The sequence below is a fragment of the Kitasatospora sp. NPDC041917 genome, from assembly GCF_055589745.1.
This window is the reverse complement of record NZ_JBVJBI010000010.1, coordinates 1-25,178: the sequence shown is the minus strand read 5'-3', so window position 1 is coordinate 25,178 and position 25,178 is coordinate 1. Positions and strand designations below refer to the sequence as shown.

At 73.0% G+C, this 25,178-nt stretch carries 22 protein-coding genes and 1 pseudogene; 14 read left to right on the top strand and 9 right to left on the bottom strand.

Annotated elements, in window-relative coordinates; translation table 11 throughout:
• Window positions 1-45 precede the first annotated feature (45 nt).
• Window positions 46-666 (bottom strand): TetR/AcrR family transcriptional regulator, encoded by a 621-nt coding sequence (locus ACZ6EM_RS14555; protein ID WP_401045295.1) that lies wholly within the window; start codon window positions 664-666, stop codon window positions 46-48.
• Window positions 667-789: 123 nt separating this feature from the next.
• Here ACZ6EM_RS14555 and ACZ6EM_RS14550 point away from each other — a divergent pair, with 123 nt between their 5' ends.
• Entirely contained in the window at window positions 790-1,956 is a 1,167-nt protein-coding gene (locus ACZ6EM_RS14550) for a macrolide family glycosyltransferase (protein WP_401045311.1), read from the top strand.
• A 128-nt stretch (window positions 1,957-2,084) separates the two neighbouring features.
• The gene (gene hutH, locus ACZ6EM_RS14545; RefSeq protein ID WP_401045292.1) at window positions 2,085-3,662 is read left to right on the top strand and encodes a histidine ammonia-lyase; all 1,578 of its coding nucleotides are present in this window, start codon (window positions 2,085-2,087) and stop codon (window positions 3,660-3,662) included.
• Between the two features lie 46 nt (window positions 3,663-3,708).
• Here hutH and ACZ6EM_RS14540 read toward each other — a convergent pair whose 3' ends face one another.
• Window positions 3,709-4,134, bottom strand: coding sequence for a hypothetical protein (locus ACZ6EM_RS14540; protein WP_452178813.1), 426 nt, complete (start codon window positions 4,132-4,134; stop codon window positions 3,709-3,711).
• 264 nt (window positions 4,135-4,398) lie between these two features.
• Between ACZ6EM_RS14540 and ACZ6EM_RS14535 the strand changes: the two genes are divergently transcribed.
• The 6 genes from ACZ6EM_RS14535 to hutI all read left to right on the top strand — a co-directional run bounded on the left by ACZ6EM_RS14535 (window position 4,399) and on the right by hutI (window position 11,478).
• Window positions 4,399-5,268, top strand: coding sequence for a MurR/RpiR family transcriptional regulator (locus ACZ6EM_RS14535; protein ID WP_224278798.1), 870 nt, complete (start codon window positions 4,399-4,401; stop codon window positions 5,266-5,268).
• An 84-nt stretch (window positions 5,269-5,352) separates the two neighbouring features.
• Entirely contained in the window at window positions 5,353-5,673 is a 321-nt protein-coding gene (locus ACZ6EM_RS14530) for a hypothetical protein (RefSeq protein ID WP_359906104.1), read from the top strand.
• A 364-nt stretch (window positions 5,674-6,037) separates the two neighbouring features.
• Window positions 6,038-7,705 carry a urocanate hydratase gene (gene hutU / locus ACZ6EM_RS14525; RefSeq protein ID WP_359906110.1) on the top strand — a complete coding sequence of 556 codons (1,668 nt, stop codon included), beginning with the start codon at window positions 6,038-6,040 and terminating at the stop codon, window positions 7,703-7,705.
• A 20-nt stretch (window positions 7,706-7,725) separates the two neighbouring features.
• Window positions 7,726-8,907 carry an allantoate amidohydrolase gene (locus ACZ6EM_RS14520; protein ID WP_452178821.1) on the top strand — a complete coding sequence of 394 codons (1,182 nt, stop codon included), beginning with the start codon at window positions 7,726-7,728 and terminating at the stop codon, window positions 8,905-8,907.
• Entirely contained in the window at window positions 8,898-10,259 is a 1,362-nt protein-coding gene (locus ACZ6EM_RS14515) for a formimidoylglutamate deiminase (protein ID WP_465772500.1), read from the top strand. The genes ACZ6EM_RS14520 and ACZ6EM_RS14515 overlap by 10 nt, the downstream gene beginning before the upstream one ends.
• Before the next feature lie 34 nt (window positions 10,260-10,293).
• The gene (gene hutI, locus ACZ6EM_RS14510; protein ID WP_465772499.1) at window positions 10,294-11,478 is read left to right on the top strand and encodes an imidazolonepropionase; all 1,185 of its coding nucleotides are present in this window, start codon (window positions 10,294-10,296) and stop codon (window positions 11,476-11,478) included.
• 55 nt (window positions 11,479-11,533) lie between these two features.
• Here hutI and ACZ6EM_RS14505 read toward each other — a convergent pair whose 3' ends face one another.
• Both ACZ6EM_RS14505 and ACZ6EM_RS14500 read right to left on the bottom strand, forming a co-directional pair.
• The gene (locus ACZ6EM_RS14505; RefSeq protein ID WP_465772498.1) at window positions 11,534-13,561 is read right to left on the bottom strand and encodes a S9 family peptidase; all 2,028 of its coding nucleotides are present in this window, start codon (window positions 13,559-13,561) and stop codon (window positions 11,534-11,536) included.
• Between the two features lie 223 nt (window positions 13,562-13,784).
• Window positions 13,785-15,308, bottom strand: a complete 1,524-nt coding sequence (locus ACZ6EM_RS14500; protein WP_359906132.1) for a peptide MFS transporter — start codon at window positions 15,306-15,308, stop codon at window positions 13,785-13,787.
• A gap of 331 nt (window positions 15,309-15,639) precedes the next feature.
• Between ACZ6EM_RS14500 and ACZ6EM_RS14495 the strand changes: the two genes are divergently transcribed.
• Window positions 15,640-16,314, top strand: coding sequence for a response regulator transcription factor (locus ACZ6EM_RS14495; RefSeq protein ID WP_030058577.1), 675 nt, complete (start codon window positions 15,640-15,642; stop codon window positions 16,312-16,314).
• A gap of 59 nt (window positions 16,315-16,373) precedes the next feature.
• Entirely contained in the window at window positions 16,374-17,618 is a 1,245-nt protein-coding gene (locus ACZ6EM_RS14490; RefSeq protein ID WP_359906135.1) for an ATP-binding protein, read from the top strand.
• A 20-nt stretch (window positions 17,619-17,638) separates the two neighbouring features.
• Here ACZ6EM_RS14490 and ACZ6EM_RS14485 read toward each other — a convergent pair.
• Both ACZ6EM_RS14485 and ACZ6EM_RS14480 read right to left on the bottom strand, forming a co-directional pair.
• Window positions 17,639-17,935: pseudogene (locus ACZ6EM_RS14485) on the bottom strand (ester cyclase); the annotation flags it as partial.
• A gap of 184 nt (window positions 17,936-18,119) precedes the next feature.
• Entirely contained in the window at window positions 18,120-18,638 is a 519-nt protein-coding gene (locus ACZ6EM_RS14480) for a GtrA family protein (protein WP_359906138.1), read from the bottom strand.
• 301 nt (window positions 18,639-18,939) lie between these two features.
• On the opposite strand from ACZ6EM_RS14480, the gene ACZ6EM_RS14475 reads away from it, so the two are divergent.
• The 3 genes from ACZ6EM_RS14475 to ACZ6EM_RS14465 are packed head-to-tail and all read left to right on the top strand — an operon-like array spanning window position 18,940 to window position 21,860.
• On the top strand, window positions 18,940-20,079 hold the full coding sequence (locus tag ACZ6EM_RS14475) for a 5-(carboxyamino)imidazole ribonucleotide synthase (RefSeq protein ID WP_401054540.1): 1,140 nt from the start codon (window positions 18,940-18,942) through the stop codon (window positions 20,077-20,079).
• Entirely contained in the window at window positions 20,076-20,612 is a 537-nt protein-coding gene (gene purE, locus ACZ6EM_RS14470; RefSeq protein ID WP_401054541.1) for a 5-(carboxyamino)imidazole ribonucleotide mutase, read from the top strand. Before ACZ6EM_RS14475 ends, purE begins: the two co-directional genes overlap by 4 nt.
• 33 nt (window positions 20,613-20,645) lie before the next feature.
• The gene (locus ACZ6EM_RS14465; RefSeq protein ID WP_452178816.1) at window positions 20,646-21,860 is read left to right on the top strand and encodes a dipeptidase; all 1,215 of its coding nucleotides are present in this window, start codon (window positions 20,646-20,648) and stop codon (window positions 21,858-21,860) included.
• Here ACZ6EM_RS14465 and ACZ6EM_RS14460 read toward each other — a convergent pair.
• From ACZ6EM_RS14460 to ACZ6EM_RS14450, 3 genes are all read right to left on the bottom strand, one after another.
• Window positions 21,857-22,267, bottom strand: a complete 411-nt coding sequence (locus ACZ6EM_RS14460) for a CoA-binding protein (protein WP_401055812.1) — start codon at window positions 22,265-22,267, stop codon at window positions 21,857-21,859. The genes ACZ6EM_RS14465 and ACZ6EM_RS14460 overlap by 4 nt on opposite strands.
• Window positions 22,268-22,307: 40 nt before the next feature.
• Window positions 22,308-22,745, bottom strand: coding sequence for a hypothetical protein (locus ACZ6EM_RS14455; protein WP_465772497.1), 438 nt, complete (start codon window positions 22,743-22,745; stop codon window positions 22,308-22,310).
• Between the two features lie 139 nt (window positions 22,746-22,884).
• Window positions 22,885-24,222 carry a UDP-glucose dehydrogenase family protein gene (locus ACZ6EM_RS14450; RefSeq protein ID WP_359906155.1) on the bottom strand — a complete coding sequence of 446 codons (1,338 nt, stop codon included), beginning with the start codon at window positions 24,220-24,222 and terminating at the stop codon, window positions 22,885-22,887.
• Between the two features lie 230 nt (window positions 24,223-24,452).
• Between ACZ6EM_RS14450 and ACZ6EM_RS14445 the strand changes: the two genes are divergently transcribed.
• A partial coding sequence (locus tag ACZ6EM_RS14445; protein WP_465772496.1) for an acyl-CoA dehydrogenase family protein occupies window positions 24,453-25,178 on the top strand: 726 nt, incomplete at its 3' end.

Below are 25,178 nucleotides of genomic sequence, written 5' to 3'. Positions count from 1 at the left end.
TGCCGCTGCTCCGCGTGCCGGTCGCGGTGGTGGCCGTGTGCTGGTTCAGGCGCCGCGGCCGCCGTCGGCGGCGGGCGGGTTGAGCGCCCGGAGGGCGGCGTCGACCAGGAGGTCGGCGTGCTCGTGGGTGAGCGGGCCGAGCCGGAACTGCCAGCGGTAGTTGAGCGGACCGTAGAAGAGTTCGACGGCCAGGTCGAGGTCGGCGTCGGGGGCGATCTGGCCCGCCTCGCGGGCACGGCGGAGGCGGTCGCGGGTGACCTCCAGCAGCGGGTCCAGCAGGCGGGTGCGGTACTCGGCGTGCAGCGCGGGGTCGTTGAGGATCTCGGCGAGGAGCGCGCGGAAGGTGCGGTCGGCGCCCGGGTCGGCGAGCTCGTCGCTGGTGGGGCGCAGGACGGCGCGGAGGTCGGCGGCGAGGTCGCCGGTGTCGGGGAGGGCGAGGCTGCCCTCGTGCTCGCCGGCGGCGAGGAAGGCGTCGAAGACCACCGCCCCCTTCGAGGGCCACCACCGGTAGATGGTCTGCTTGCCGACGCCGGCGCGGGCGGCGATCGCTTCGATGGTCAGCTTGCCGTAGCCGACCTCGGCGACGAGTTCGGTGGCCGCGGTGAGGACGGCGGCGCGGGCGCGCTCGCTGCGGCGGGCGGGGTCGGGGGCGGTTCTGGAAGCCATGGGAAAAATTCTATGCGCAACAGCGAGACGAACCGTATTGTCTTCTCAAGCAACCGCGAGACGGTCCGTCTCGTCTTCATCGCTGCCCCGGAGGTGCCCGTGAACCGCCCCGCACACATCCTGATGGTCTCCATTCCGGCCCATGGCCACGTCAACCCCAGCCTCGCCGTGATCACCGAGCTGGTCGCCCGCGGCCACCGGGTCAGCTACGTCAACGACCCGTCCTTCCGGGAAACCGTCGAGTCCACCGGCGCCGCCTTCGTCCCGTACCCGACGAAGCTGCCGCTCGCCGACGACCCGGACGGCTGGATGGAGGATCCGGTGGCGATCCAGGAACTGTTCCTGGACGACGCGCTCTCCATGTGGCCCGTCCTCCTGGAGGCCTTCGCCGACGACCGGCCCGACCTGGTGCTCTGCGACATCGCGGGCTTCGCGGCCCGGGCGCTCGGCGAGCGGCTGGGGGTGCCGGTCGTGCAGCTGTCGCCCACCTTCGTCGGCTGGGAGGGCTTCGAGCAGGACCTCGCGGAGGTGTTCGAGGCGATCCGCACCGGTCCGGGCGGCGCCGAGCACTACCGCCGGTTCGCCGACTGGCTGGCCGAGGCCGGTGCGGCGCAGCGCGACGTGGACGCCTTCAAGAACCGCCCGGAGCGGGCGATCGCCCTGGTCCCGCGCGCCCTGCAGCCCAACGCCGACCGGGTCGACGAGCGGCGGATCAGTTTCGTCGGGCCCTGCTTCGGCGACCGCGCCCACCAGGGGCGGTGGGAGCGGCCGGCCGGCGCCGAGAAGGTGCTGCTGGTCTCGCTGGGCTCGGCCTTCACCCACCAGCCCGCCTTCTACCGGGCCTGCGTCCGGGCCTTCGGCGAGCTGCCGGGCTGGCACACCGTGCTCCAGATCGGCAGCCACACCGACCCGGCCGAGCTCGGCGAGGTGCCGGACACCGTCGAGGTGCACCGGTGGGTGCCGCAGCTGTCGGTGCTCTCCCAGGCGGACGCCTTCGTCACCCACGCGGGCATGGGCGGCTCCAGCGAGGGGCTGTTCCACGCCGTGCCGATGATCGCGGTGCCGCAGGCCACCGACCAGTTCGCCAACGCGGACGCCCTGGTGGGGCTCGGCGTCGCCCGTCGGCTGGACACCGAGCAGGCCACCGCGGAGGCGCTGCGCGCAGCCCTGCTGGAGCTGGTCGGCGACCCGGCGGTGGCCGAGCGGCTGCGCGAGCTGTCCGCCGCCGGGCGGGCCGAGGGCGGCACCGCCCGGGCGGTGGACCTGATCGAGGCCGAGCTCGTGAGGTGAACTCGTGAGGTGAAGCGGAGGCGGCCCGGGGGCCGCGGTGTGCGGCGCCGGTCCGGAGGGCGGAGAATCCGGATGGCGAGCACCTGTTGTCATATCTTCATTCACCTGATGTGATGGTGTATATGGATATGCACAGTGCTGTGGCCCCCGACGCTCCGCTGGTCCTGGTCGGCAAGGCCGACGTCAGCGCGGAGGACGTCCTCGCCGTCGCCCGGGGCAACGCCCGGGTCGAGATCGGCCCCGACGCGCTGGCCGAGATGGCGGTCGCCCGCGCGCGGATCGACGCCCTCGCGGCCGAGCCGCGCCCCGTCTACGGCGTGTCGACCGGCTTCGGCGCGCTCGCCGTGCGCCACATCAGCCCCGAGCTGCGCGCCCAGCTGCAGCGGTCGCTGGTGCGCTCGCACGCCGCCGGCATGGGGCCGGCGGTCGAGCGCGAGGTGGTCCGCGCGCTGGTGTTCCTGCGGATGAAGACGCTGGCCTCCGGCCGAACCGGCGTCCGGCCGCTGGTCGCCCGGACCATGGCCGCCCTGCTCAACGCGGGCATCACCCCGGTGGTGCGGGAGTTCGGCTCGCTCGGCTGCTCCGGCGACCTCGCGCCGCTGTCGCACTGCGCACTGGTCCTGATGGGCGAGGGCACCGCCACCGGCCCGGACGGCGTGGAGAAGCCCGCCGCCGAACTGCTCGCCGCCGCCGGGATCGAGCCCGTCGAGCTGCTGGAGAAGGAGGGCCTCGCCCTCATCAACGGCACCGACGGCATGCTCGGCATGCTGGTGATGGCCATCGCCGACCTCCAGCGGCTGTTCACCACCGCCGACATCACCGCCGCGATGAGCCTGGAGGCGCTGCTCGGCACCGAGAAGGTGCTCGCCCCCGAGCTGCACGCCCCGATCCGTCCGCACCCGGGCCAGGCGCTGAGCGCCGCCAACATGCTCGCCGTCCTCAAGGACTCCGGCCTCACCGGCCACCACCAGGACGACGCGCCGCGGGTCCAGGACGCCTACTCGATCCGCTGCGCCCCGCAGGTCGCCGGCGCCGGCCGGGACACCCTGGAGCATGCCCGGCTGGTCGCCTCGCGCGAACTGGCCGCCTCGGTCGACAACCCGGTGGTGCTGCCGGACGGCCGGGTGGAGTCCAACGGCAACTTCCACGGCGCCCCGGTCGCCTACGTGCTGGACTTCCTCGCCATCGCCGCCGCCGACCTCGGCTCGATCTCCGAGCGCCGCACCGACCGGCTGCTCGACAAGGCCCGCTCGCACGGCCTGCCGGCCTTCCTGGCCGACGACCCGGGCGTGGACTCCGGCCTGATGATCGCCCAGTACACCCAGGCGGCGCTGGTCAGCGAGAACAAGCGGCTCGCCGTCCCGGCCTCGGTCGACTCGATCCCCTCCTCCGCGATGCAGGAGGACCACGTGTCGATGGGCTGGTCGGCCGCGCGCAAGCTGCGCCAGGCCGTGGCCAACCTCGGCCGGATCCTCGCCGTCGAACTCACCGCGTCCGCCCGGGCGCTGGAGATCCGTCAGCAGGCCGACGCGTCGGGCCGCGTCGCCCCGGCCACCGCGGCCGCCATGGCCGCCGCCCGGGAGGCGGGCGTCGGCGGCGCCGGCCGCGACCGCTTCCTCTCGCCCGACCTGGAGGCCGCCGCCGAGCTGGTCGCCTCCGGCGAGCTGGTGCGGGCGGTCGAGCGGGTCACCGGCCCGCTGGCCTGAGCCCCGGCCGGCCGGGGTCGTGGCGTCGCCGCGGAGTGACGGGGGCTCAGTCCCAGTCGCTCCGCGGCGAGCGCTCCGCGCGGTCCCGGCGGTTGCGCAGCTCGCCCAGGGCGGCCGCCAGGTTGACCCCGACGATGCCCGCCCAGCAGACCACCAGACCGGCGAAGCCGCCGCTCTCCGGGCTGCCCGCGATCGCCGTCAGCGGGATGCCGAGGACCAGCGAGGTCACCGCGAGCCCGGTGTTGGAGCGCTTGCCCCAGCCCGAACGGCGGGGCTGCCCCCGGTGGGGGGACCGCGGCTCGTAGTCGTCCAACCGCTGGGCCACCGAGCGCTCGACCCGGGCGTCCAGCCGGGCGTCGAGCCGCTTCATGAAGGAGTCGACGAGTGCGTCCTCGTACTCCTTGCCGAGCTCCTTGCGGGCCTGGAGGGTGGCGTCGAGGTCGCGCCGCAGTTCGTCCTGACGAGTGTCCATGGAACCAGGGTGGGGCCGCCGGGGCCCCCGGTCCATCCGTTCGGAGGAGGAATCCGGGCGGGCTCAGGGACAAATCAGGGTTACCCCGACCCGGTTCGGCCGACCGCCCGACCGGTCCGACCGGTCCGACCGGTCCGACCGGTCCGACCGGTCCGACCCGCGGGGCGTCCCACCGGACGTCCCGCCGTACGAGACGTCTTTGCCAGGTGCGGCCCGCTCCTGCACAGTCGTCGTCCGACCCCCTCGCACCCGGAGGTACCGCTGATGACCGCCACCGACGAGACCGGCAGCGTCGGCCCCTCCGCCCGGCTGCTCCAACTGTTCGAGGGGCACCGGCTGACGCCGACCCAGCGCCGGATCGCCCACTCGCTGGTGCGGCACGCCACCGAGGCGCCGTTCCTGTCCAGCGTCGAGGTCGCCGAACTCGCGGGCGTCAGCCAGCCCTCCGTCACCCGCTTCGCGGTCGCGCTCGGGTACGACGGCTACCCGGCGCTGCGCAAGCAGCTGCGCGAACTCGGCGGCGGCGAACAGGCCGCGCCGGAGACCCCGGACGACGCGGTGCGCAACGAGCACCAGCAGGCCGTGCTCGCCGAGATCGCCCACCTGCGCCACCTCGCCGAACTCCTCGCCGACCCGGAGCCGATCACCCGGGCCGCCCGGCTGCTCGCCGCCTCCCGCCCGCTGCCGGTGCTCGGCCTGCGGGCCGCCTCGGCGCAGGCGCGCGGCTTCGCCTACTTCGCGGCCAAGGTGCACCCGGACATCCGGCTGCTGGACGAGGGCGGCAGCATGCTCGCCGACCGGCTGGAACAGGCCCGGGCGGCCGGGGCCAGCGCACTGCTCTGCTTCGCGCTGCCGCGCTACCCGCGGGAGCTGATGGACGCGCTGACGGTGGCCCGCGAGTGCGGGCTGACGGTGCTCACCGTGGCCGACAGCGCCTTCGCGCCGGTCGCCAAGCTGTCCGACCTGATGCTGCCGGCCGCCGTCGGTACCGGGCTGGTCTTCGACACCGCGTGCGCCCCGATGATGCTCGGCCGGGTGCTGCTGCAATCCATGTGCGACGAACTGCCGGGCGCGGAAGCCCGGTTGGAGGCGATCGAGCAGTCGGCGGCGGCGCGTGGCCTCTTCCTGGAATGAGCGTGGAACAAGCACGGCCCGGAACGGCGGCGGGGGAGTAGCCGTCACAAACCCGGGCATCCCCTCCTGCAGGGGGTGCCACCCATGCACGTGATCCACGAGATGAAGTTCGTCGCCCGCCTCTCCTCGGGCGCCGACGAATGGTCCTGCCCCGCCTGCGGACGCCGCGTCACCCTGCGGCGCCTGCCCGAACCCGAACTGACCGTCCTCGACCCGGGCGACGAGTCGGCCGTCCACGTCGGCGTCATCGAACCCGACGCCCGCGCCGTCGCGGCCGCCGAGAAGTACGGCCTCGGCCCCGTCCAGAACATCCCCCGCCCGCCGTCCCCGCCCGCCCCGGACGCCGACGACCGCCGCTGGCTCGCCGAGATCGGCATCGACTGGGACGGCGGCGCGGCGGCCTGACCCGGCCGCGCGGCGCGTACAGCGGAAGGCCGGAGGTGTCCAGCTCGGCGGGCGGCGGCGCGGGCAGCGGGACGGCCTCGCCGTACGTGCCGTGCAGGACGCCGCCGATGATCTCGACCCGCAGGCCGGTGCGCCGCTCGACCTCTTCGGCGGTGCGACGCAGCCTGCCGGAGCGTGCCGGAACAGCTGCCATGGCGTCCTCCGCTGGGCCGATCGGCTGACGCTTCCGGTCGCAGGCTACTGGCGACAGGCGTTCCGGTTCGGGCGTTGATCGGATGGTTTCGGGGTCTGGTCGAAAGCCGACTGTTTAGTTATATTCAATCGAACATAGCTTGAATGAATCCATCCGCAGGGAGGCCGAACTATGGTGCAGCAGGCGAGCGGGCCGCGTGAGGTGCGCGCGGCGCGTGGGACGGGGCTGACGGCGCAGGGATGGCAGCAGGAGGCGGCCCTGCGGATGCTGATGAACAACCTCGACCCCGAGGTGGCCGAGCACCCGTCCAAGCTGGTGGTCTACGGCGGCACGGGCAAGGCCGCGCGGGACTGGCGCTCCTTCGACGCCATGGTGAGGACGCTGGAGGGCCTGAAGCAGGACGAGACCATGCTGGTCCAGTCCGGGCGGCCGGTCGGCGTGATGCAGACCCACGAGTGGGCGCCGCGCGTGCTCATCGCCAACTCCAACCTGGTCGGCGACTGGGCCAACTGGGAGGAGTTCCGCCGGCTGGAGAGCCTCGGGCTCACCATGTACGGGCAGATGACCGCCGGCTCGTGGATCTACATCGGCACCCAGGGCATCCTCCAGGGCACCTACGAGACCTTCGCCGCCGTCGCCAACAAGCGGTACAACGGTTCGCTGGAGGGCACCATCACCCTCACCGCCGGCCTCGGCGGGATGGGCGGCGCCCAGCCGCTGGCCGTCACCATGAACGGCGGCGTGGCGATCTGCATCGACTGCGACCCGTCCCGGATCTCCCGCCGGATCGAGCACCGCTACCTGGACGTCGAGGCCAAGAACCTCGCGCACGCGCTGGAGCTGGCCACCGCGGCCCGCGACAAGAAGCAGCCGCTCTCCATTGGCCTGCTGGGCAACGCCGCCGAGCTCTTCCCGCAGCTGCTCGCGATGGACGCGCCGATCGACATCGTCACCGACCAGACCAGCGCCCACGACCCGCTGAGCTACCTGCCGATCGGCGTCGCCTTCGACGACATGGCCACCTACGCGGCCGAGAAGCCCGCGGAGTTCACCACCCGCTCGCGCGAGTCGATGGCCAAGCACGTCGAGGCCATGGTCGGCTTCCTGGACCGCGGCGCCGAGGTCTTCGACTACGGCAACTCGATCCGCGGCGAGGCCCAGCTGGCCGGCTACGACCGCGCCTTCGCCTTCCCCGGCTTCGTCCCCGCGTACATCCGCCCGCTGTTCTGCGAGGGCAAGGGCCCGTTCCGCTGGGCGGCCCTGTCCGGCGACCCGCAGGACATCGCCAAGACCGACAAGGCCGTGCTCGACCTCTTCCCGGAGAACGAGTCGCTGCACCGCTGGATCAAGATGGCCCAGGAGAAGGTGCACTTCCAGGGCCTGCCCGCGCGCATCTGCTGGCTCGGCTACGGCGAGCGCGACAAGGCCGGCGAGCGTTTCAACGACATGGTCGCCTCCGGCGAGCTGTCCGCGCCGATCGTCATCGGCCGCGACCACCTGGACTGCGGCTCGGTCGCCTCCCCGTACCGGGAGACCGAGGCGATGCTGGACGGCTCGGACGCGATCGCCGACTGGCCGCTGCTCAACGCCATGGTCAACGTGGCCTCCGGCGCCTCCTGGGTCTCCATCCACCACGGCGGCGGCGTCGGCATCGGCCGCTCGATCCACGCCGGTCAGGTCACCGTGGCCGACGGCACGCCGCTGGCCGGCGAGAAGATCCGCCGGGTGCTCACCAACGACCCGGGCATGGGCGTCATCCGGCACGTCGACGCCGGCTACGACCGGGCGGTCGAGGTCGCCGACGAGCGCGGCGTGCGCGTCCCCATGGGTGAGCTGTGACGGTTCCGTCGTTCGAAGAGATGTGGGCGGAGCTGCTCCCCGTGGGCCGCTCCGCCTCCTCCGGCGGCTACCGCCGCTTCGCCTGGAACTCCGCCGACGCCGAGTGCCGCGCCTGGTTCGAGCAGCAGGCCCGCAGCCGCGGCCTGACGTACGAGCTGGACCGCAACGGCAACCAGTGGGCCTGGCTGGGCGACCCGAACGGGCAGGGGGCGGTCGTCACCGGCTCCCACCTGGACTCCGTCCCGGACGGTGGGGCCTTCGACGGCCCGCTCGGGGTGGTCTCCTCCTTCGCCGCGCTGGACGAACTGCGCGTCAGGGGAACGGAGTTCACCAGGCCCCTGGCGATCGTCAACTTCGGCGACGAGGAGGGCGCCCGCTTCGGGGTGGCCTGCATCGGCTCCCGGCTGACCGCCGGGGTGCTGTCCCGCGAGGCCGCGTACGAGCTGCGCGACGCCGACGGCCTGCGGCTGCCCGACGCGATGGAGAAGGCCGGCTACGACCCGACCGCGATCGGCGCGGACGACGACCGGCTGGCCCGGATCGGCGCCTTCGTCGAGCTCCACGTCGAGCAGGGCCGCTGCCTCGCCGAGGGGCAGCCGGTCGGCGTGGCGGGCGCGATCTGGCCGCACGGCCGCTGGCGGTTCGACTTCCACGGCGAGGCCAACCACGCCGGCACCACCCGGATCGAGGACCGCCGCGACCCGATGCTGACCTACGCCAACACCGTGCTCGCCGCCCGCAAGAAGGCCAAGCTGGCGGGCGCGCTGGCCACCTTCGGGAAGGTCGCGGTGGAGCCCAACGGCACCAACGCGATCGCCTCACTGGTGCGCGGCTGGCTGGACTCCCGGGCCGCCGACGAGCGCACCCTGACCGAGCTGGTCGCCGAGATCGAGCGGGCCGCCGCCGAGCGCGGCGAGCGCGACGGCGTCCGGGTCGAGCTGACCCGCGAGTCCTACACCCCGGTGGTGGACTTCGACGGGCCGCTGCGCGACCGGCTGGCCAAGCTGCTGGACGCCCCGGTGCTGCCCACCGGCGCGGGACACGACGCCGGCATCCTGGCCTCCGCGATCCCGACCGCCATGCTGTTCGTGCGCAACCCCACCGGCGTCTCGCACTCCCCGGCCGAGCACGCCGAGCAGGCCGACTGCCTGGCCGGGGTCGCCGCCCTCGCCGACGTACTGGAGGACCTGGCGTGCCAGTGAACGAGCACGTGCGCTACTGGGCGCAGTACGCCTGGCTGCCGCACGACAACGGGCCGGTGGTCGAGCCGGACGTGCTGATCACCACCGGCCCCGGCGGCACGATCGCCGCCGTCACCCCGGACAGCGGCCCCTGCCCGCCCGACGCCGTCCGGCTCGACGGGCTGCTGCTGCCCGGTCAGGCGAACGCCCACTCGCACGCCTTCCACCGGGCGCTGCGCGGGCACGTCCAGGTCGGCTCCGGCACCTTCTGGACCTGGCGCGACACCATGTACCGGTTCGCCGGCGCGCTGGACCCGGACCGCTACCTGGAGCTCGCGACCGCCGTCTACGCCGAGATGGCGCTGGCCGGCATCACGGCCGTCGGCGAGTTCCACTACCTGCACCACGCGCCCGGCGGCGCCCGCTACACCGACCCGAACGCGATGGGCGAGGCGCTGATCGAGGCCGCCGCCCGGGCCAGCATCCGGATCACCCTGCTGGACACCTGCTACCTCTCCTCCGGCTTCGGCGCCGAGCCGACCAAGCCGCAGCTGCGGTTCAGCGACGGCGACGCGGAGGCCTGGGCGGTCCGGGCGGACGCGCTCAAGCCGCGCGAGCACGCCCGGATCGGCGCCGCCGTCCACTCGGTGCGGGCCGTCCCGGCCGAGCAGCTGGGCACCGTCGCGCACTGGGCGTCGGTGCACGGGGCGCCGCTGCACGTCCACCTCTCCGAGCAGACCGCCGAGAACGACGCCTGCCTGGCCGCGCACGGCGTCACCCCGACGAGGCTGCTCGCCGACCACGGCGCGCTCGGCCCGCGCACCTCGGCCGTGCACGCCACCCACCTGACCGACGAGGACGTCCGGCTGCTCACCGACTCCTCCACCACGGTCTGCATGTGCCCCACCACCGAGCGGGACCTCGCGGACGGCATCGGCCCGGCCCGCCGGCTGGCCTCGGCGGGCTCCCCGATCACCCTGGGCAGCGACAGCCACGCGGTGATCGACCCGTTCGAGGAGGCCCGCGCGCTGGAGCTGGACGAGCGGCTGCGCACCCGCACCCGCGGCCACTGGACGGCGAACGCGCTGCTGCGGGCCGGGACCGAGGACGGCCACGCCTCGCTCGGCTGGCCGGAGGCCGGACGGATCGAGGCCGGGGCGCTCGCCGACTTCACGGTGATCGCGCTGGACACCGTCCGCACGGCGGGACCGCCGCCCCGGCTCGGCGCCGAGATCGCGGTCTTCGCGGCCTCGGCGGCGGACGTGCGGCACGTCGTGGTCGGCGGCCGGCACGTCGTCCGGGACGGCGTGCACCGGCTGGTGGCCGACGTGCCGGGCGCGCTGCGCTCCGCGATCGGCGCGCTGGACTGCTGACCCGTTCCCTGAACCCCCTTCGGAAGGCCTTGTCGTGACCACCAGGAACCCCAGGACCACCTTGATCACGGGCATCGGCAGCCTGGTCACCAACGACCCCGGGCAGGGCACCGGGCCGCTCGGCCTGCTGACCGACGCGGCCGTGGTGGTCGACGGCGGCGCCGTCGCCTGGGTCGGCCCGGCGGCCGACGCCCCGGCGGCGGACGAGCGCTTCGACGCCGGGGGCCGGGCCCTGCTGCCCGGCTTCGTCGACTCGCACGCCCACCTGGTGTTCGCGGGCGACCGCACCGCCGAGTTCAACGCCCGGATGTCCGGGCAGCCGTACACGGCGGGCGGCATCCGGACCACGGTGGCGGCCACCCGGGCGGCGAGCGACGCCGAACTGGACGCCAACCTGGCCCGGTTCGTCCGGGAGGCGGTGCGCCAGGGCACCACCACCATCGAGTGCAAGTCCGGCTACGGGCTGACGGTCGAGGACGAGGCGCGCGCCCTGCGGATCGCCGCCGCGCACACTCCGGAGACCACCTACCTGGGCGCCCACGTGGTCGCCCCCGAGTACGCCGGGGACCCGGCCGGGTACGTCGACCTGGTCACCGGCGAGATGCTGGACGCCTGCGCCCCGCACGCCCGTTGGGTGGACGTGTTCTGCGAGAAGGGCGCCTTCGACGGGGAGCAGGCCCGGGCGATCCTGACGGCCGGCATCGAGCGCGGCCTCACCCCCCGGGTGCACGCCAACCAGCTCTCGTACGGGCCCGGCGTGCAACTGGCCGTCGAACTGGGGGCCGCCTCGGCGGACCACTGCACCCATCTGACGGACGAGGACGTGGCGGCGCTGGCGGGCTCGGCGACGGTGGCGACCCTGCTGCCGGGGGCGGAGTTCTCCACCCGGGCCGAGTACCCGAGCGGGCGCCGGCTGCTGGACGCGGGCGCGGTGGTGGCGCTGTCCACCGACTGCAACCCGGGCTCCAGCTTCACCAGTTCGATGGCGTTCTGCATCGCGGTCGCGGTGCGGGAGATGGGGATGACCCCGGCCGAGGCGGTCTGGGCGGCCACCGCGGGCGGCGCCCGGGCGCTGCGGCGCACGGACGTCGGCGTGGTCGCGCCCGGGGCCCGGGCGGACCTGCTGCTGCTGGACGCGCCCTCGCACGTCCACCTGGCCTACCGGCCGGGAGTGCCGCTGACGGCGGCGGTCTGGCGGGCGGGTGTCCGCGAGCTCTGAGGACACGTCCGTGGAAGGCCCGCCCCCGGTCCTGCGACCGGGGGCGGGCCTTCGCTCATGCCAGGCCCAACGAGCGTCGCAGGAAGTGCAGTTCGTGGGTCAGCAGGTGCTCGACCACCGCCTCGTCGGTGGGCCGGTGGCCGGTGGCGCGCAGCGGGAGGACCTCGTGCGGGCGGCCGGCGGCGAGCAGGGCGGCGGACAGCCGCAGGGTGTGGGCCGGGTACACGTTGTCGTCGGCGAGGCCCTGGATCAGCAGCAGCGGGCGGTCGAGCTTCGGTGCCTCGGCGATCAGCGAGCCGCGGTCGTAGTGCTCGGGGTGCTCGTCGGGGTGGCCGAGGAAGCGCTCCTGCCAGTGGGTGTCGTAGAACCGCCAGTCGGTGGGCGCGGCTCCGGCGGAGGCGGCGTGGAAGACGTCCGGGCGGCGCAGTACGGCGAGCGCGGCGAGGTAGCCGCCGTAGGACCAGCCGCGGATGGCGACCCGGTCGAGGTCGAGCAGCCCGGGCCGCAGCCGGTCGGCCGCCCGCAGGCCCTCGACCTGGTCGTCGAGGGCGGGTCCCGCCTTGTCGCCGTGGATCGCCTTGTCCCAGCGCGGCCCGCGCCCGGGGGTGCCGCGGCCGTCCACCACGAGGACCGCGAAGCCCTGGTCGGCGAACCACTGGGAGACCTGGTCCCACCAGAGGCCGCCGGTGGTGGCCTTCTGCACGGCGGGTCCGCCGTACGGGTCGAGCAGGACGGGCAGCGGGCCGTCCCCGGGGCGGTGGCCGGCGGGCAGGAAGAGCGTGGCGCGCAGCTCGCGCGGGCCGAGCCGGAGCGGTTCGGGTGCGGCGGCGCGGACCGGCGGATCGGCGCGGGAGGCGAGCGGCAGCGCCGGGCGGCCCTCGCGCAGGACGGTGGAGCGGCCACCGGGGTGGCCGGGGGAACGGGTGGTGAGGACCAGCGTGCCGCCGCGCCGCACCCCGGTGTGCAGGCCGGGGCCGCTGCTGAGCCGTCGTGGTCCGGTGTCCGGTCCGTACGTCCAGAGGTGGGTCTCGGTGGGTTCGTCGGAGGCGGTGAACAGGATCTGCTCGCCGTCCGTCCCGAGCACCGCGCGCAGCTGGAGCCCGGGCGGGGTGACCGGCTTGCCGTCGACGGTCAGGTGCCGGGTGTCGTCCAGGTCGGCGGTGTCCACCAGGGCGCCGCCCCCGGTGCGGGCCGGCAGGCCGGGGAGCAGCTCGATCCAGTGCGCGTCCTGCCGCTCGGCGAGCACCCGGGTGGCGCCGTCCGGCCCGATCGCCAGGGTGCGGACGGTGCGCTGGTCGCGGCTCTGCACGGCGGCGTACGGGCCGTGGCCGTCCCAGCCGGCGGCGGTGAGGTACTCGAAGGCGGCGCGGTCCCAGCGGACCCCGGTGTCCGTGCCGTCGAGGCCGAGCAGCCGCAGCGAGACCTCGGCGTTGGCGGTGCCGGCCAGCGGGTAGCGGACGGTGCGCGGCGGGCGGTGCGGGTCGGCGGGGTCGGCCAGGAAGAGGCGGGCGAGCGGGCGGTTGTCGACCCGGGCGACCAGCAGTGCGGTGCCGTCGGGGGACCACCAGTGGCCGCGGTCGCGAAACATCTCCTCGGCGGCGACGTACTCGGCGAGCCCGTAGGAGACGTCCTCGGCCTCGGGTTCGGCGAGCGGACGGTCGTCCGTGCCGTCGACGCCGACCACCCGCAGGGCGCCAGCGGCGACGTAGGCGATGCGGCGGCCGGTCGGGTCGAGCCGGGGGTCCTGCGGCGGGCCGGGGACGGGGACGGCGCGGACGGTGCCGCGGGCGGTGTCGGCCAGCCACAGGGCGCCGTCCAGCGCGAAGGCGGCGAGCGCGCCGGCGGCGTCGGTGCTGTACCCGGCGATGCCCTCGGCGGCGCCCAGCACGGCCGGGTCCGCGATCAGCCGTTCCTCGCCGGTGGCGGTGTCCAGTGCCCAGAGGCAGGCGAGCGGGTCGGTGCCGGACCGGCCGCGCAGGAAGAGCACGGTGGTGCCGTCCGGCGAGGGCTCCGGCTGGACGGGGGCGCCCAGGGTGAACCGCCGGGTGCGGGCCAGCTGACGGGGTAAGGAGGGGGTCGTCATGCGGGGCACCATAGGCACGGCCGCCGGGCCCGTGTCGAGCGCGAAACGCCCGGCGGCGGCCTCGGCGGCCTCGGCGGCCTCGGCGGCCTAGGAGACCCGGGGCGGCCCGGGTGGCCCGGGTGGCCGGGGCGGAGGACGGGCGGGCCGGGAAAAGACGGCCGGGGCCGCCGCGGATCTCAGGAATCCACGGCGGCCCCGGAGTCGTGAGCCGTAGGCCGGTCCGTCAGCGCACGTCGCCCATGAGGGCCTGGACGCGCTTGCGGTAGCCGAAGACGGCGAGCCCGGCGAGGACGGCGAGCGACGCCTGCATCGCGATGATCCCGTTGCCGTCGAGGTTGACGCCGGCCAGCGAGAGCAGGCTGGTGGTGCAGTCACCGGCGGTGACGGCGAGGAACCAGACGCCCATCATCTGGGAGGCGTACTTCTGCGGCGCCATCTTGGTGGTGACCGAGAGGCCGACCGGGGAGAGGCAGAGCTCACCGATGGTCTGGATCAGGTAGATCGAGACGAGCCACATCGGGGAGACCATGGTGCCGCCGTCCGCCATGTTCATCGGGATGATGAAGATGAAGAACGAGGCGCCGACCAGGACCAGGCCCATCGAGAACTTCACGATGGTGTTCGGCTCCTTGTTGCGGCGGGAGAGCCACAGCCACAGCCAGGCGAACACCGGCGCGAGCGCCATCACGAACAGCGGGTTGAGCGACTGGTACCAGGTGGCCGAGAAACCGAGGCCGAACAGGCTGTCGGCGGTCTTCTTGTCGGCGAACAGGGAGAGGGTCGACCCGCCCTGGTCGTAGATCATCCAGAAGATGGCGGCCGCGGCGAAGAACCAGATGTAGGCGGACATCTTGGACTGCTCGCCGGCGCTGAGGTCCTTGTCGCGCTTGATCCGGACCAGCACGGCGATCGGGATGAGCAGACCGGCGAGGGTGAGCGGGACGAGGGCCCAGTTCAGGGTGTAGACGCCCAGCCCGACGATCACGGCGTAGAAGACGGCGGTGGCGGCGACGGCGATGCCGGCCTTCACCAGCAGGCTGTTGCGCTCCGCGGGCTTGAGCGGGTTGGGGACCTTGCTGCTCTTGGGGCTCAGGTGGCGGCTGCCCAGCAGGAACTGCACCAGGCCGAAGGCCATGCCGACCGCGGCGATACCGAAGCCCAGGTGCCAGCTGTACTCCTTGCCGATCGTTCCGATGATGAACGGGGCGACGAAGGCACCGAGGTTGATGCTCATGTAGAAGACGGTGAAGCCACCGTCGCGGCGCGGGTCCTCGGGGCCGTTGTAGAGCTGGCCGACCATCGTGGAGATGTTGGCCTTCAGCAGCCCGGAGCCGAGCGCGACGAGGAGCAGGCCGAGGAAGAACGCCGCCTGGCCCGGGACGGCCAGCGCGATGTGGCCGAACATGATCACGAAACCGGCGATGGCGACGGTCTTGCGGGCGCCCCAGACCCGGTCACCGAACCAGCCGCCGGGGTAGGCCATGAGGTAGACCATCGAGACGTAGACGGAGTAGATCGCCGTCGCCGTCGTCGCCGTCATGGCGAGGCCGCCGCCCTGGCTGCCCACGGCGGCGTCGGCGCCACCGGAGACCAGGTAGTAGATGAGCAGGGCGCGCATGCCGTAGTAGGAGAAGCGCTCCCACATCTCGGTCATGAACAGGGTGGCAAGACCTCGGGGGTGCCCGAGGAAGGTCTTGCCGCCGGGAGAGGCCGACGTCATGTCGGCGTCCAGGGTCTTCGACGCCATGAGTAGTGGTTCCTTGCCTGACAGCGTCCGCCTCTAGGGGGGTGGCGGCGGACGTGGACGAAACCACTCTACGTGGCGACATTTGGCTTTATCAGATGACAAAAGCCTTGAATCAGGTATGGGAATGGCAAAGTCGGCGCCAGATCTTCCCGATCTATCGATGGTAGATGGGCGCGTCTTCCTTCGGTTTCAAGATCCAAACGGAGATTCTTCACCGAACGGCCGGTCCGCTGCGGCCCGTTGGGTGCGATCAGGGTCTTGTATAACGATCACACTCTGTGAACTACCTCACAGGGCGTCCGGCGTTACCCCGGCGGACTACCATCACCACATGACCTGTGTGCTGCTCGCCGAGGACGATCCGGCGATCTCCGAACCGCTCGCCCGGGCCCTGCGACGCGAGGGCTATGAGGTGCTCGTCCGCGAGGACGGTCCGACCGCACTGGCCGCGGGCCTCACCGAGGAGGTCGACCTCGTCGTCCTGGACCTCGGCCTGCCCGAGATGGACGGCCTGGAGGTCTGCCGCCGCCTGCGTGCCGACGGCAAGAGCTGCCCCGTCCTGGTGCTCACCGCCCGCGCGGACGAGGTGGACACCGTGGTCGGCCTGGACGCCGGCGCCGACGACTACGTCACCAAGCCCTTCCGCCTGGCCGAACTGCTCGCCCGCGTGCGGGCCCTGCTCCGGCGCGGCAACGTCGACCAGCTCACCACCGGCGCGCACGGCGTGAAGATCGACATCGAGTCCCACCGCGCCTGGCTCGGCGACGAGGAACTCACCCTCTCTGCCAAGGAGTTCGAGCTGCTGCGGGTCCTGGTCCGGGACGCCGGCCGGGTGGTCACCCGCGAGGAGATCATGCGGCAGGTCTGGGACACCACCTGGTGGACCTCCACCAAGACCCTGGACATGCACATCTCCTGGCTCCGCAAGAAGCTCGGCGACGACGCGGCCAACCCCCGCTACATCGCCACCGTGCGCGGAGTCGGGTTCCGGTTCGAGAAGAATTAGTCCCTGACGGAGAACGGGCCCTCGGCCCGCGGCAGTGGAACACCCCGGGGAGCGGCAGCGTGAAACGCAGGATGATCAACTCGCTGCTGGGCGTCGTCCTGGTGGTCGTCGTGGTGTTCTGCGTACCGCTCGCCCTGGTCGAGAAGCGGACCATCGTCAACTCGGCCCAGGACCGGGTGGACGCGGCCGCCGTCCGGGTGCTCGCCCTGGTCGAGAGCCGGCTCGCCGCGGGGGAGCCGGTCACCGGGCGGGCCTTCGAGAGCCAGATCACCGAGGGCAGCTACGTCGAGGTGCAGGTGCCCGGCCAGCCGGTGGTCTCCGCGGGCGAGCGCCCCGCCGGGAACCACCTGCTGAAGGCCGTCGAGCGCGGCAACAGCGGCGAGACCGTCACCGTCGAACAGTCCCGCGAGGACGTCGACCACGAGATCGCCAACAACCTGCTGCTGCTCGGCGTGGTCGCCCTGCTCGCCGTCCAGGCCGCGGTGGCCCTCGCCGTCTGGCAGGCCAAGCGGCTCGCCCGGCCGCTCACCGACCTCGCCGAGACCGCCGAGCGGCTCGGCTCCGGCGACCCGCGCCCGCGCGACCGCCGCTACGGGGTGCCCGAGCTCGACCGGGTCGCCGAGGTGCTGGACACCAGCGCCGAGCGGATCGCCCGGATGCTCACCGCCGAGCGCCGGCTCGCCGCCGACGCCTCGCACCAGCTGCGCACCCCGCTCACCGCGCTCTCCATGCGGCTGGAGGAGATCACCGCCCTCGCCGAGGAGCCGGAGACGGTCAAGGAGGAGGCGACCATCGCCCTCCAGCAGGTCGAGCGGCTCACCGACGTGGTCCAGCGGCTGCTCACCACCCAGCGCGACCCGCGCAGCCCCACCGCCGTCGCCTTCGACCTGGACGAGGTGATCAAGCAGCAGGTGGAGGAGTGGGGCCCGACGCTGCGGGAGCAGGGCCGGGTGCTCTCCCTGGAGGGGCTGCACGGGGTCACCGCGGTCGGCACCCCGGGGACGGTCGCCCAGGTGCTGGCCACCCTGATCGAGAACTCGCTGATGCACGGCGCCGGGACGATCACCCTGCGGGTCCGGCCGTCCGGCACCTCGGCGGTGGTCGAGGTCCAGGACGAGGGCGCGGGCGTGCCGGCGGACCTCGGCAACCGGGTGTTCGAACGCGCGGTCAGCGGGCGCAACTCCACCGGCATCGGTCTGGCCGTCGCCCGCGACCTCGCGGAGGCGGACGGCGGGCGGCTCGAACTGCTCTCGCTGAAGCCGGCGGTGTTCGCGCTCTTCCTCGGACGCAGCCACCAGGACTGAACGGGCCCGGGGCCCGTCTAGTCGAACTGCGCGTCGCGGACCACGTCGAGGTCGGTGAAGGTGGGCGGCGCGTCGCAGAGCGCCACCATCTCGCGGAAGATCCGGTCGGTCTCGGGCAGGGCGGAGTTCTCCATCGCCGCCGCGTAGGAGGGGAACTCCACGATCTGCACCACGTGCGCGGTGTCGGAACGGTCGGTGCCGATCACCGCGTGGGAAGCGGTCCGCCTGCCCCGGGTCGCCTCGACCCAGGTGTCCAGCAGCCGGTTGAGGTCGTCGAGCCTGTCGGTCCTGCAGTCGATGATCTGGACGAACGTCATGGCGAGCCTCCTGGACCCCCTCGGCCACGATCGTCCGCCGGCCGTGCTCGCCCTCGGTAACCACTGTCCTCCGGCCGCGGCGGACACGGCAAGCCCGGCGGACACGGCAAGCCCCGGCGGCCGCGTTCGGGCTGCCGGGGCTGCGGGGAGCGAAGGGGGTGCGAGGGGCGCAGGAGCCCGGGGCCTACTCGGCCTTGGCGAGGCGGATCCGCTCGGTGGCCAGCATCAGCTCGGCCTGTGCGGCCAGCTCCTGGCCGCTGGTGGCGTCCACCGCCTGCTGGGCGGGCAGTCCGACGGGCTCCGGCACGGCCTTGAACACCCAGGTGCGGTACGAGACGAAGCGGAACACGGTGGCCACGGCGAGGCCGATCACCTTGGCGCCGATCTGCTCGTAGTGCGAGCGCAGGTCGAGCACGTACACCGAGAAGCCGAGGACGCCGGTCTCGATCAGCATGCCGATGCCGCTGTAGACCAGGAAGAGCGTGATCTCGCGCCTGCGGGAGGCGGCGTCGCGGTCCCGGTAGAGCCAGTAGCGGTAGCCCAGGTAGTTGGTCGCGATCGCGATCACCGTCGCGACGATGTTCGACCGGACCGAGGCCAGGCCCATGCCGTTGATGCAGACCCAGAAGACGGCGAAGTTGACCACCACGCCGCTCAGGCCGACGATGCCGAACTTCACGACTTCGCCCGTGATCCCACGCATCTTCTGTGCGAGCGGGGGGTTCGAAGCTGCGGTCGTCGCCATACCGGACTGCCTCCATGTGCCTGCGGGACGAAAGGGCCTGCCGCGACGGCGCGGCCACCCCTTGAGCCCTGCGTGCACGCACATGATCGGACCGCGCAGACCAGGACCTGGCCGTCCAGGCTACCCGCTTCCATCGAACGGCTCAGCCCCCAGGGCGACAGGTTGACATCTACGCGCGTCCGACCCGACGGCCCCACCGGCGGCTCCACCGCCCCCGACCGGCCCGGATATCCTGGGCCGCGTGACTTCCCCGGGCAATGTGAATTTTCCAGTGGTGGGCATGATCGGTGGCGGGCAGCTGGCCCGCATGGCACACCAGGCGGGCATCCCGCTCGGGGTCAGGTTCAAACTCCTCGCCGACACGCCCCAGGACTCCGCCGCACAGGTGGTGTCCGACGTCGTCCTCGGCGACTACCGCGACCTCGACACCCTGCGCGCCTTCGCCGCCGGCTGCGACGTGATCACCTTCGACCACGAGCACGTCCCCACCGAGCACCTGCGGGCCCTGGAGGCCGACGGCATCGCCGTCCGCCCCGGCCCGGACGCGCTGGTCAACGCCCAGGACAAGGGCGTGATGCGGGCCAAGCTGGACTCCATCGACGTGCCCTGCCCCCGGCACCGGATCGTCGCCGACCCGGCCGACGTCACCGCCTTCGCCGAGGAGGGCTCCGGTTACCCGGTCGTCCTCAAGACCGTCCGCGGCGGCTACGACGGCAAGGGCGTCTGGGTCGTCGACGACGAGGAGCAGGCGCACGCCCCGTTCCTGGCCGGGGTCGCGGTGCTGGCCGAGGAGAAGGTCGACTTCGTCCGCGAGCTGGCCGCCAACGTGGTCCGCTCGCCCAGCGGGCAGGCCGTCGCCTACCCGGTGGTCGAGAGCGTCCAGGAGAACGGCGTCTGCGCCGAGGTCACCGCCCCCGCGCCGGACCTCGACCCGGCCCTGTCCGACGAGGCCCAGCAGCTCGCCCTGCGGATCGCCGGCGACCTCGGCATCGTCGGCCACCTCGCCGTCGAGCTGTTCCAGACCCGGGACGGCCGCATCCTCGTCAACGAGCTGGCCATGCGCCCGCACAACTCCGGGCACTGGACCCAGGACGGCGCCGTCACCTCGCAGTTCGAGAACCACCTGCGGGCCGTCCTCGACCTCCCGCTCGGCGACCCCCGCCCGCGCGCCAAGTGGACCGTCATGGTCAACGTCCTCGGCGGCGACTACCCGGACATGTACCGCCCCTTCCTGCACTGCATGGCCCGCGACCCCGGGCTGCGGATCCACATGTACGGGAAGGACGTGAAGCCCGGCCGCAAGGTCGGCCACGTCAACGTCTTCGGGGACGACCTCGAAGACGTCCGCGAGCGCGCCCGCCACGCGGCCGCCTACCTGCGAGGAACGATCACCGAATGAGCCCCGCTTCGACCGCCCCCCTCGTCGGCATCGTGATGGGCTCGGACTCCGACTGGCCGGTCATGGAGGCCGCCGCCCAGGCGCTCGACGAGTTCGAGATCCCCTACGAGGTGGACGTCGTCTCCGCCCACCGGATGCCCCGCGAGATGGTCGCGTACGGCGAGAACGCCCACCTGCGCGGCCTGAAGGCGATCATCGCCGGCGCCGGCGGCGCGGCCCACCTGCCGGGCATGCTCGCCTCCGTCACCCCGCTGCCGGTCATCGGCGTGCCGGTGCCGCTGCGCTACCTGGACGGCATGGACAGCCTGCTGTCGATCGTCCAGATGCCGGCCGGCGTGCCGGTGGCGACCGTCTCGGTGGCCGGCGCGCGCAACGCCGGCCTGCTCGCGGTGCGGATGCTCGCCGCCTTCGACACCGAACTCACCGAGAAGATGACCGAGTTCCAGGCCGAGCTGAACAACCAGGCCACCGAGAAGGGCCAGAAGCTGCGCGCCAAGGTGGCCGGTTCCTCCTCCTTCGGCTTCGGCAAGTAATCCCCCTGGTGGGGGTGGGGTAGAACAACCCGTATGACTTCTCGGACGGACTCCCCCACCCCGCTGGACCGCGCCCGCGCCCTGCTGCGCACCGCCCCCGTGGTGGACGGCCACAACGACCTCCCCTGGGCGATGCGCGAGCAGGCCGGATACGACCTCGGCGCGCTCGACCTCGCCGCCGACCAGAGCGACCGCCTGCACACCGACCTCGCCCGCCTCGCGGAGGGCGGGGTCGGCGCGCAGTTCTGGTCCGTCTACGTCCCCTCCTCGCTGGCCGGCGACCACGCCGTGAGCGCCACCCTGGAACAGATCGACTTCGTCCACGCCCTGGTCGAGCGCTACCCGGACCGGCTGCGCCTGGCCCGTACCGCCGCGGACATCGAGGCCGCCCGCGCCGAGGGCCGGATCGCCTCCCTGATGGGTGCCGAGGGCGGCCACTCCATCGACTGCTCGCTGGCCACCCTGCGCGCCCTGTACGAGCTGGGCGTGCGCTACCTGACGCTCACCCACAACGACAACGTGCCGTGGGCGGACTCCGCGACCGACAAGCCGGTGGCCGGCGGGCTGACCCGGTTCGGCGAGGAGGTCGTCCGGGAGATGAACCGGCTCGGCATGCTGGTCGACCTCTCGCACGTCTCCGCCGACACCATGCGCGACGCCCTGCGGGTGACCGAGGCACCGGTCGTCTTCTCGCACTCCTCCTCGCGCGCGGTCTGCGACCACCCGCGCAACATCCCGGACGACGTGCTCGCCCAGCTGCCCGCCAACGGCGGCGTGGCGATGGCGACCTTCGTGCCCAAGTTCATCCTGCCCGCCGCCATCGACTGGACCAGGGCCGCCGACGAGAACATGCGCGCCCACGGCTTCCACCCGCTGGACACCACCCCGCCGGCCATGGAGCGCCAGCGCGCCTTCGAGGCCGCCAACCCGCGCCCGATCGCCACCCCGGCCACCGTCGCCGACCACCTCGACCACATGCGCGAGGTGGCCGGCATCGACCACATCGGCATCGGCGGCGACTTCGACGGCACCGCCTTCCTGCCGGACGGCCTGGACTCGGTGGCCGGCTACCCCAACCTGGTCGCCGAACTCCTCGGCCGCCACTGGTCGGAGGCCGACCTGGCCAAGCTCACCTGGCACAACGCCGTGCGCGTCCTGCGCGACGCCGAATCGGCGGCCGCCGGGCTGCGCGCGGGCCGCCGCCCGTCCATCGCCACCATCGCGCAGCTGGACGGCTCTGCGGCCTAGAGTCGCGGAATCTCGATGGCCGGGCACCTGTCCATCACCATGGCGAGCCCGGCCGCCCGGGTCCGCCCGTAGGCGGCCTCGTCGACGACACCCAGCTGGAACCAGACCGCCCTCGCCCCGGCGGCCACCGCCTGGTCGGCCACCTCCCCGGCCAGGGCGCTGTTCACGAACACGTCCACCACGTCGACCGGGAACGGCACCTCGGCGAGCGAGGCGTAGCCCTGCTCGCCGAGGACCGGCTCGGCCTTCGGGTGCACGGGCACGATCCGCTTGCCGTACTCCTGGAGCACCCTGGCCACCCCGTACGCGGCGCGGGCGGTGTTGGTGGACAGGCCCACCACCGCCCAGGTGTCGCCGGTGCGGGTGAGGATCTCGCGGACCGCCGCTTCGTCGCCGTAGCTCGTCATGCCGGTGGGAACGCCGGGCGGCCGTACGGGATTCCTGGGCTCACAGGTCGAAGGCCCGGAGGCTGACCCGGGCGGTTTCGGCGTCCTCGTAGGCGACCTCCAGCCGGACGACCGCGGCCTGCCCGCTCGGGTGGGCGCCGGCCGCCTGGTCGTCGTTGCTGAACCGCAGCCCGGAGGAGGGGGAGGTTTCCTGCCGCACCCGGGGGAAGGCCTCCGTCAGCCGGGCGGGGAGGTCGGCCCGGGGCATCCGGAACTCGGCGGAGTAGCCCTGCTCCTGCCAGGTGTTGTCGTCCGTGCACGAGGCCCCGGCGGCCTGCGTGGGCAGCTTCCCGCCCGCGAAGGCCATCACTGTGGAGCAGCCGACCGTCGTCGGGCTTCCGGCGTCCCGGTGGGTCATCGCGTACCCGACGTAGACCACCGGCGTGACCACGACGGCCGCCGCCGTGGCGCCGATCAGACACTTGAACCGCTTGCGCATGGGACCCCCCGGTCGAGCAGTGCGTGCGGCGATCCTCGCACACGATCTGAACGTGTTCAAATGGTTCGGTCGGCAGACGACGAAAGCGCCCGCCCCCGGAGTCCGGGGACGGGCGCTTCGAGCGGCGCGGGCGGAGGCCTCAGCTCGGGCGGCCCAGGGCGCGGTAGGTCCAGCCGGCGGCCCGCCAGGCCTCGGCGTCCAGGACGTTGCGGCCGTCGAGGAGGCGGCGCTCGGCGACCACGGCGCCGAGCGCGGACGGGTCCAGCTCGCGGAACTCGGACCACTCGGTGAGGTGGAGGACCACGTGGGCGCCCTCCGCGGCCTCCAGGGCGGAGTGGGCGTAGGTGAGGGACGGGAACATCTTGCGGGCGTTGTCCACGGCCTTCGGGTCGTAGACGGTGACCTGGGCGCCCTGGAGCTGGATCTGGGCGGCCACGTTGAGGGCGGGGGAGTCCCGGATGTCGTCCGAGTTGGGCTTGAAGGCGGCGCCGAGGACGGCGACCCGGCGGCCCAGGAAGCCGCCGCCGCACTGCTCGCGGGCCAGCTCGACCATCCGGGAGCGGCGCCGCATGTTGATCGAGTCGACCTCGCGCAGGAAGGTCAGCGCCTGGTCGGCGCCGAGCTCGCCGGCCCGGGCCATGAACGCCCGGATGTCCTTGGGCAGGCAGCCGCCGCCGAAACCGAGGCCGGAGTTGAGGAACTTGCCGCCGATCCGCTCGTCGTAGGCGAGCGCCTTGCTGAGCTGGGTGACGTCCGCGCCGGCCGCCTCGCAGACCTCGGCCATCGCGTTGATGAAGGAGATCTTGGTGGCCAGGAAGGAGTTGGCGGCCGCCTTGACCAGTTCGGCGGTCGCGTAGTCGGTGACCATGAACGGCACCCCGGCCGCGATCGGCTCCGCGTACACCTCGCGCAGCACCCGCTCGGCCCGCTCGCTCTGGGCGCCGACCACGATCCGGTCCGGCCGCAGGGTGTCCTGCACGGCGAACCCCTCGCGCAGGAACTCCGGGTTCCAGGCGAGTTCGGCGCCCTCGCCGACCGGTGCCAGCGCGGCCAGCCGCTCGGCCAGCCGGGCCGCCGAGCCGACCGGGACGGTGGACTTGCCGACCACCAGGGCGGGACGGGTCAGGTGCGGCGCGAGCTCGTCGATCGCCGTGTCGACGTACGACATGTCGGCGGCGAACTCGCCCTTGCGCTGCGGGGTGTTGACGCAGATGAAGTGCACGTCGCCGAACTCGGCGGCCTCCTGGGCGGAGGTGGTGAAGCGCAGCCGTCCGGTCGAACCCTCGTGCCCGGCCACGTGCTTGAGCAGCAGTTCGGACAGGCCCGGCTCGTACATCGGGACGCGACCCGCGGTCAGCATGGCGATCTTGTCGGGGTCGATGTCCAGACCCAGCACCTCGAAGCCGAACTCGGCCATCGCGGCGGCGTGCGTGGCGCCGAGGTAGCCGGTGCCGATCACGGAGATGCGGAGGGTCACGGGTTCTCCTTGGATGCGGACGCGACCAGTACGGATGCCCTGATGCTATCCGCCCGCCGAGGGCGCACCGGGATCACCCGCACGCCCGAAGGGCCGCCCTGAACGCTAGGCAGCCACAGGTCGGCGCCCTAGGATCTCTACTGAACGGTAGTTAACCGCGGATTCGACTCGCACCGGGCGTCGATCGGACCTCGATCGGGCACCGGTCACTGAACGACGAGGCAGGCATCATGGCGGGCAGCGCAGGGGCGGCTGACTTCGATCTCTTCCGGATCTCCGAGGAGCACGGGATGCTCCGTGAGGCGGTGCGTTCGCTGGCCGAGGCGAAGATCGCTCCGTTCGCGGCGGAGGTGGACGAGTTGGGGCGGTTCCCGCAGGAGGCGCTGGAGGCGTTGCGGGGCAATGACCTGCATGCGGTGCACGTGCCGGAGGAGTTCGGTGGTGCGGGGGCGGATGCGCTGGCGACGGTGATCGTGATCGAGGAGGTGGCGCGGGTGTGTGCGTCGTCGTCCCTGATTCCGGCGGTGAACAAGCTGGGGTCGCTGCCGGTGCAGTTGTCGGGTTCGCCGGAGTTGAAGGCGAAGTACCTGGGGGCGCTGGCGCGGGGCGAGGGGATGTTCTCGTACTGTCTGTCGGAGCCGGAGGCGGGTTCGGACGCGGCGGGGATGCGGACCCGGGCGGTGCGCGACGGGGATTTCTGGGTGCTGAACGGGGTGAAGCGCTGGATCACCAACGCGGGGGTGTCGGAGTTCTACACGGTGATGGCCGTGACGGATCCGGAGAAGCGCTCGAAGGGGATCTCGGCGTTCGTGGTGGAGAAGGGCGACGAGGGGGTGTCGTTCGGTGCGCCGGAGAAGAAGTTGGGGATCAAGGGTTCGCCGACGCGTGAGGTGTACTTCGACAATGTGCGGATTCCCGCGGACCGGATGATCGGTGCGGAGGGGACGGGTTTCGCG

Coding starts and splice junctions, on each gene's coding strand:
- ACZ6EM_RS14555 (WP_401045295.1), bottom strand. CDS start 666: ATGGCTTCCAGAACCGCCCCCGACCCCGCCCGCCGCAGCGAGCGCGCC.
- ACZ6EM_RS14550 (WP_401045311.1), top strand. CDS start 790: ATGGTCTCCATTCCGGCCCATGGCCACGTCAACCCCAGCCTCGCCGTG.
- hutH (WP_401045292.1), top strand. CDS start 2,085: ATGCACAGTGCTGTGGCCCCCGACGCTCCGCTGGTCCTGGTCGGCAAG.
- ACZ6EM_RS14540 (WP_452178813.1), bottom strand. CDS start 4,134: ATGGACACTCGTCAGGACGAACTGCGGCGCGACCTCGACGCCACCCTC.
- ACZ6EM_RS14535 (WP_224278798.1), top strand. CDS start 4,399: ATGACCGCCACCGACGAGACCGGCAGCGTCGGCCCCTCCGCCCGGCTG.
- ACZ6EM_RS14530 (WP_359906104.1), top strand. CDS start 5,353: ATGCACGTGATCCACGAGATGAAGTTCGTCGCCCGCCTCTCCTCGGGC.
- hutU (WP_359906110.1), top strand. CDS start 6,038: ATGGTGCAGCAGGCGAGCGGGCCGCGTGAGGTGCGCGCGGCGCGTGGG.
- ACZ6EM_RS14520 (WP_452178821.1), top strand. CDS start 7,726: ATGTGGGCGGAGCTGCTCCCCGTGGGCCGCTCCGCCTCCTCCGGCGGC.
- ACZ6EM_RS14505 (WP_465772498.1), bottom strand. CDS start 13,561: ATGACGACCCCCTCCTTACCCCGTCAGCTGGCCCGCACCCGGCGGTTC.
- ACZ6EM_RS14500 (WP_359906132.1), bottom strand. CDS start 15,308: ATGGCGTCGAAGACCCTGGACGCCGACATGACGTCGGCCTCTCCCGGC.
- ACZ6EM_RS14495 (WP_030058577.1), top strand. CDS start 15,640: ATGACCTGTGTGCTGCTCGCCGAGGACGATCCGGCGATCTCCGAACCG.
- ACZ6EM_RS14480 (WP_359906138.1), bottom strand. CDS start 18,638: ATGCGTGGGATCACGGGCGAAGTCGTGAAGTTCGGCATCGTCGGCCTG.
- purE (WP_401054541.1), top strand. CDS start 20,076: ATGAGCCCCGCTTCGACCGCCCCCCTCGTCGGCATCGTGATGGGCTCG.
- ACZ6EM_RS14465 (WP_452178816.1), top strand. CDS start 20,646: ATGACTTCTCGGACGGACTCCCCCACCCCGCTGGACCGCGCCCGCGCC.
- ACZ6EM_RS14460 (WP_401055812.1), bottom strand. CDS start 22,267: ATGACGAGCTACGGCGACGAAGCGGCGGTCCGCGAGATCCTCACCCGC.
- ACZ6EM_RS14455 (WP_465772497.1), bottom strand. CDS start 22,745: ATGCGCAAGCGGTTCAAGTGTCTGATCGGCGCCACGGCGGCGGCCGTC.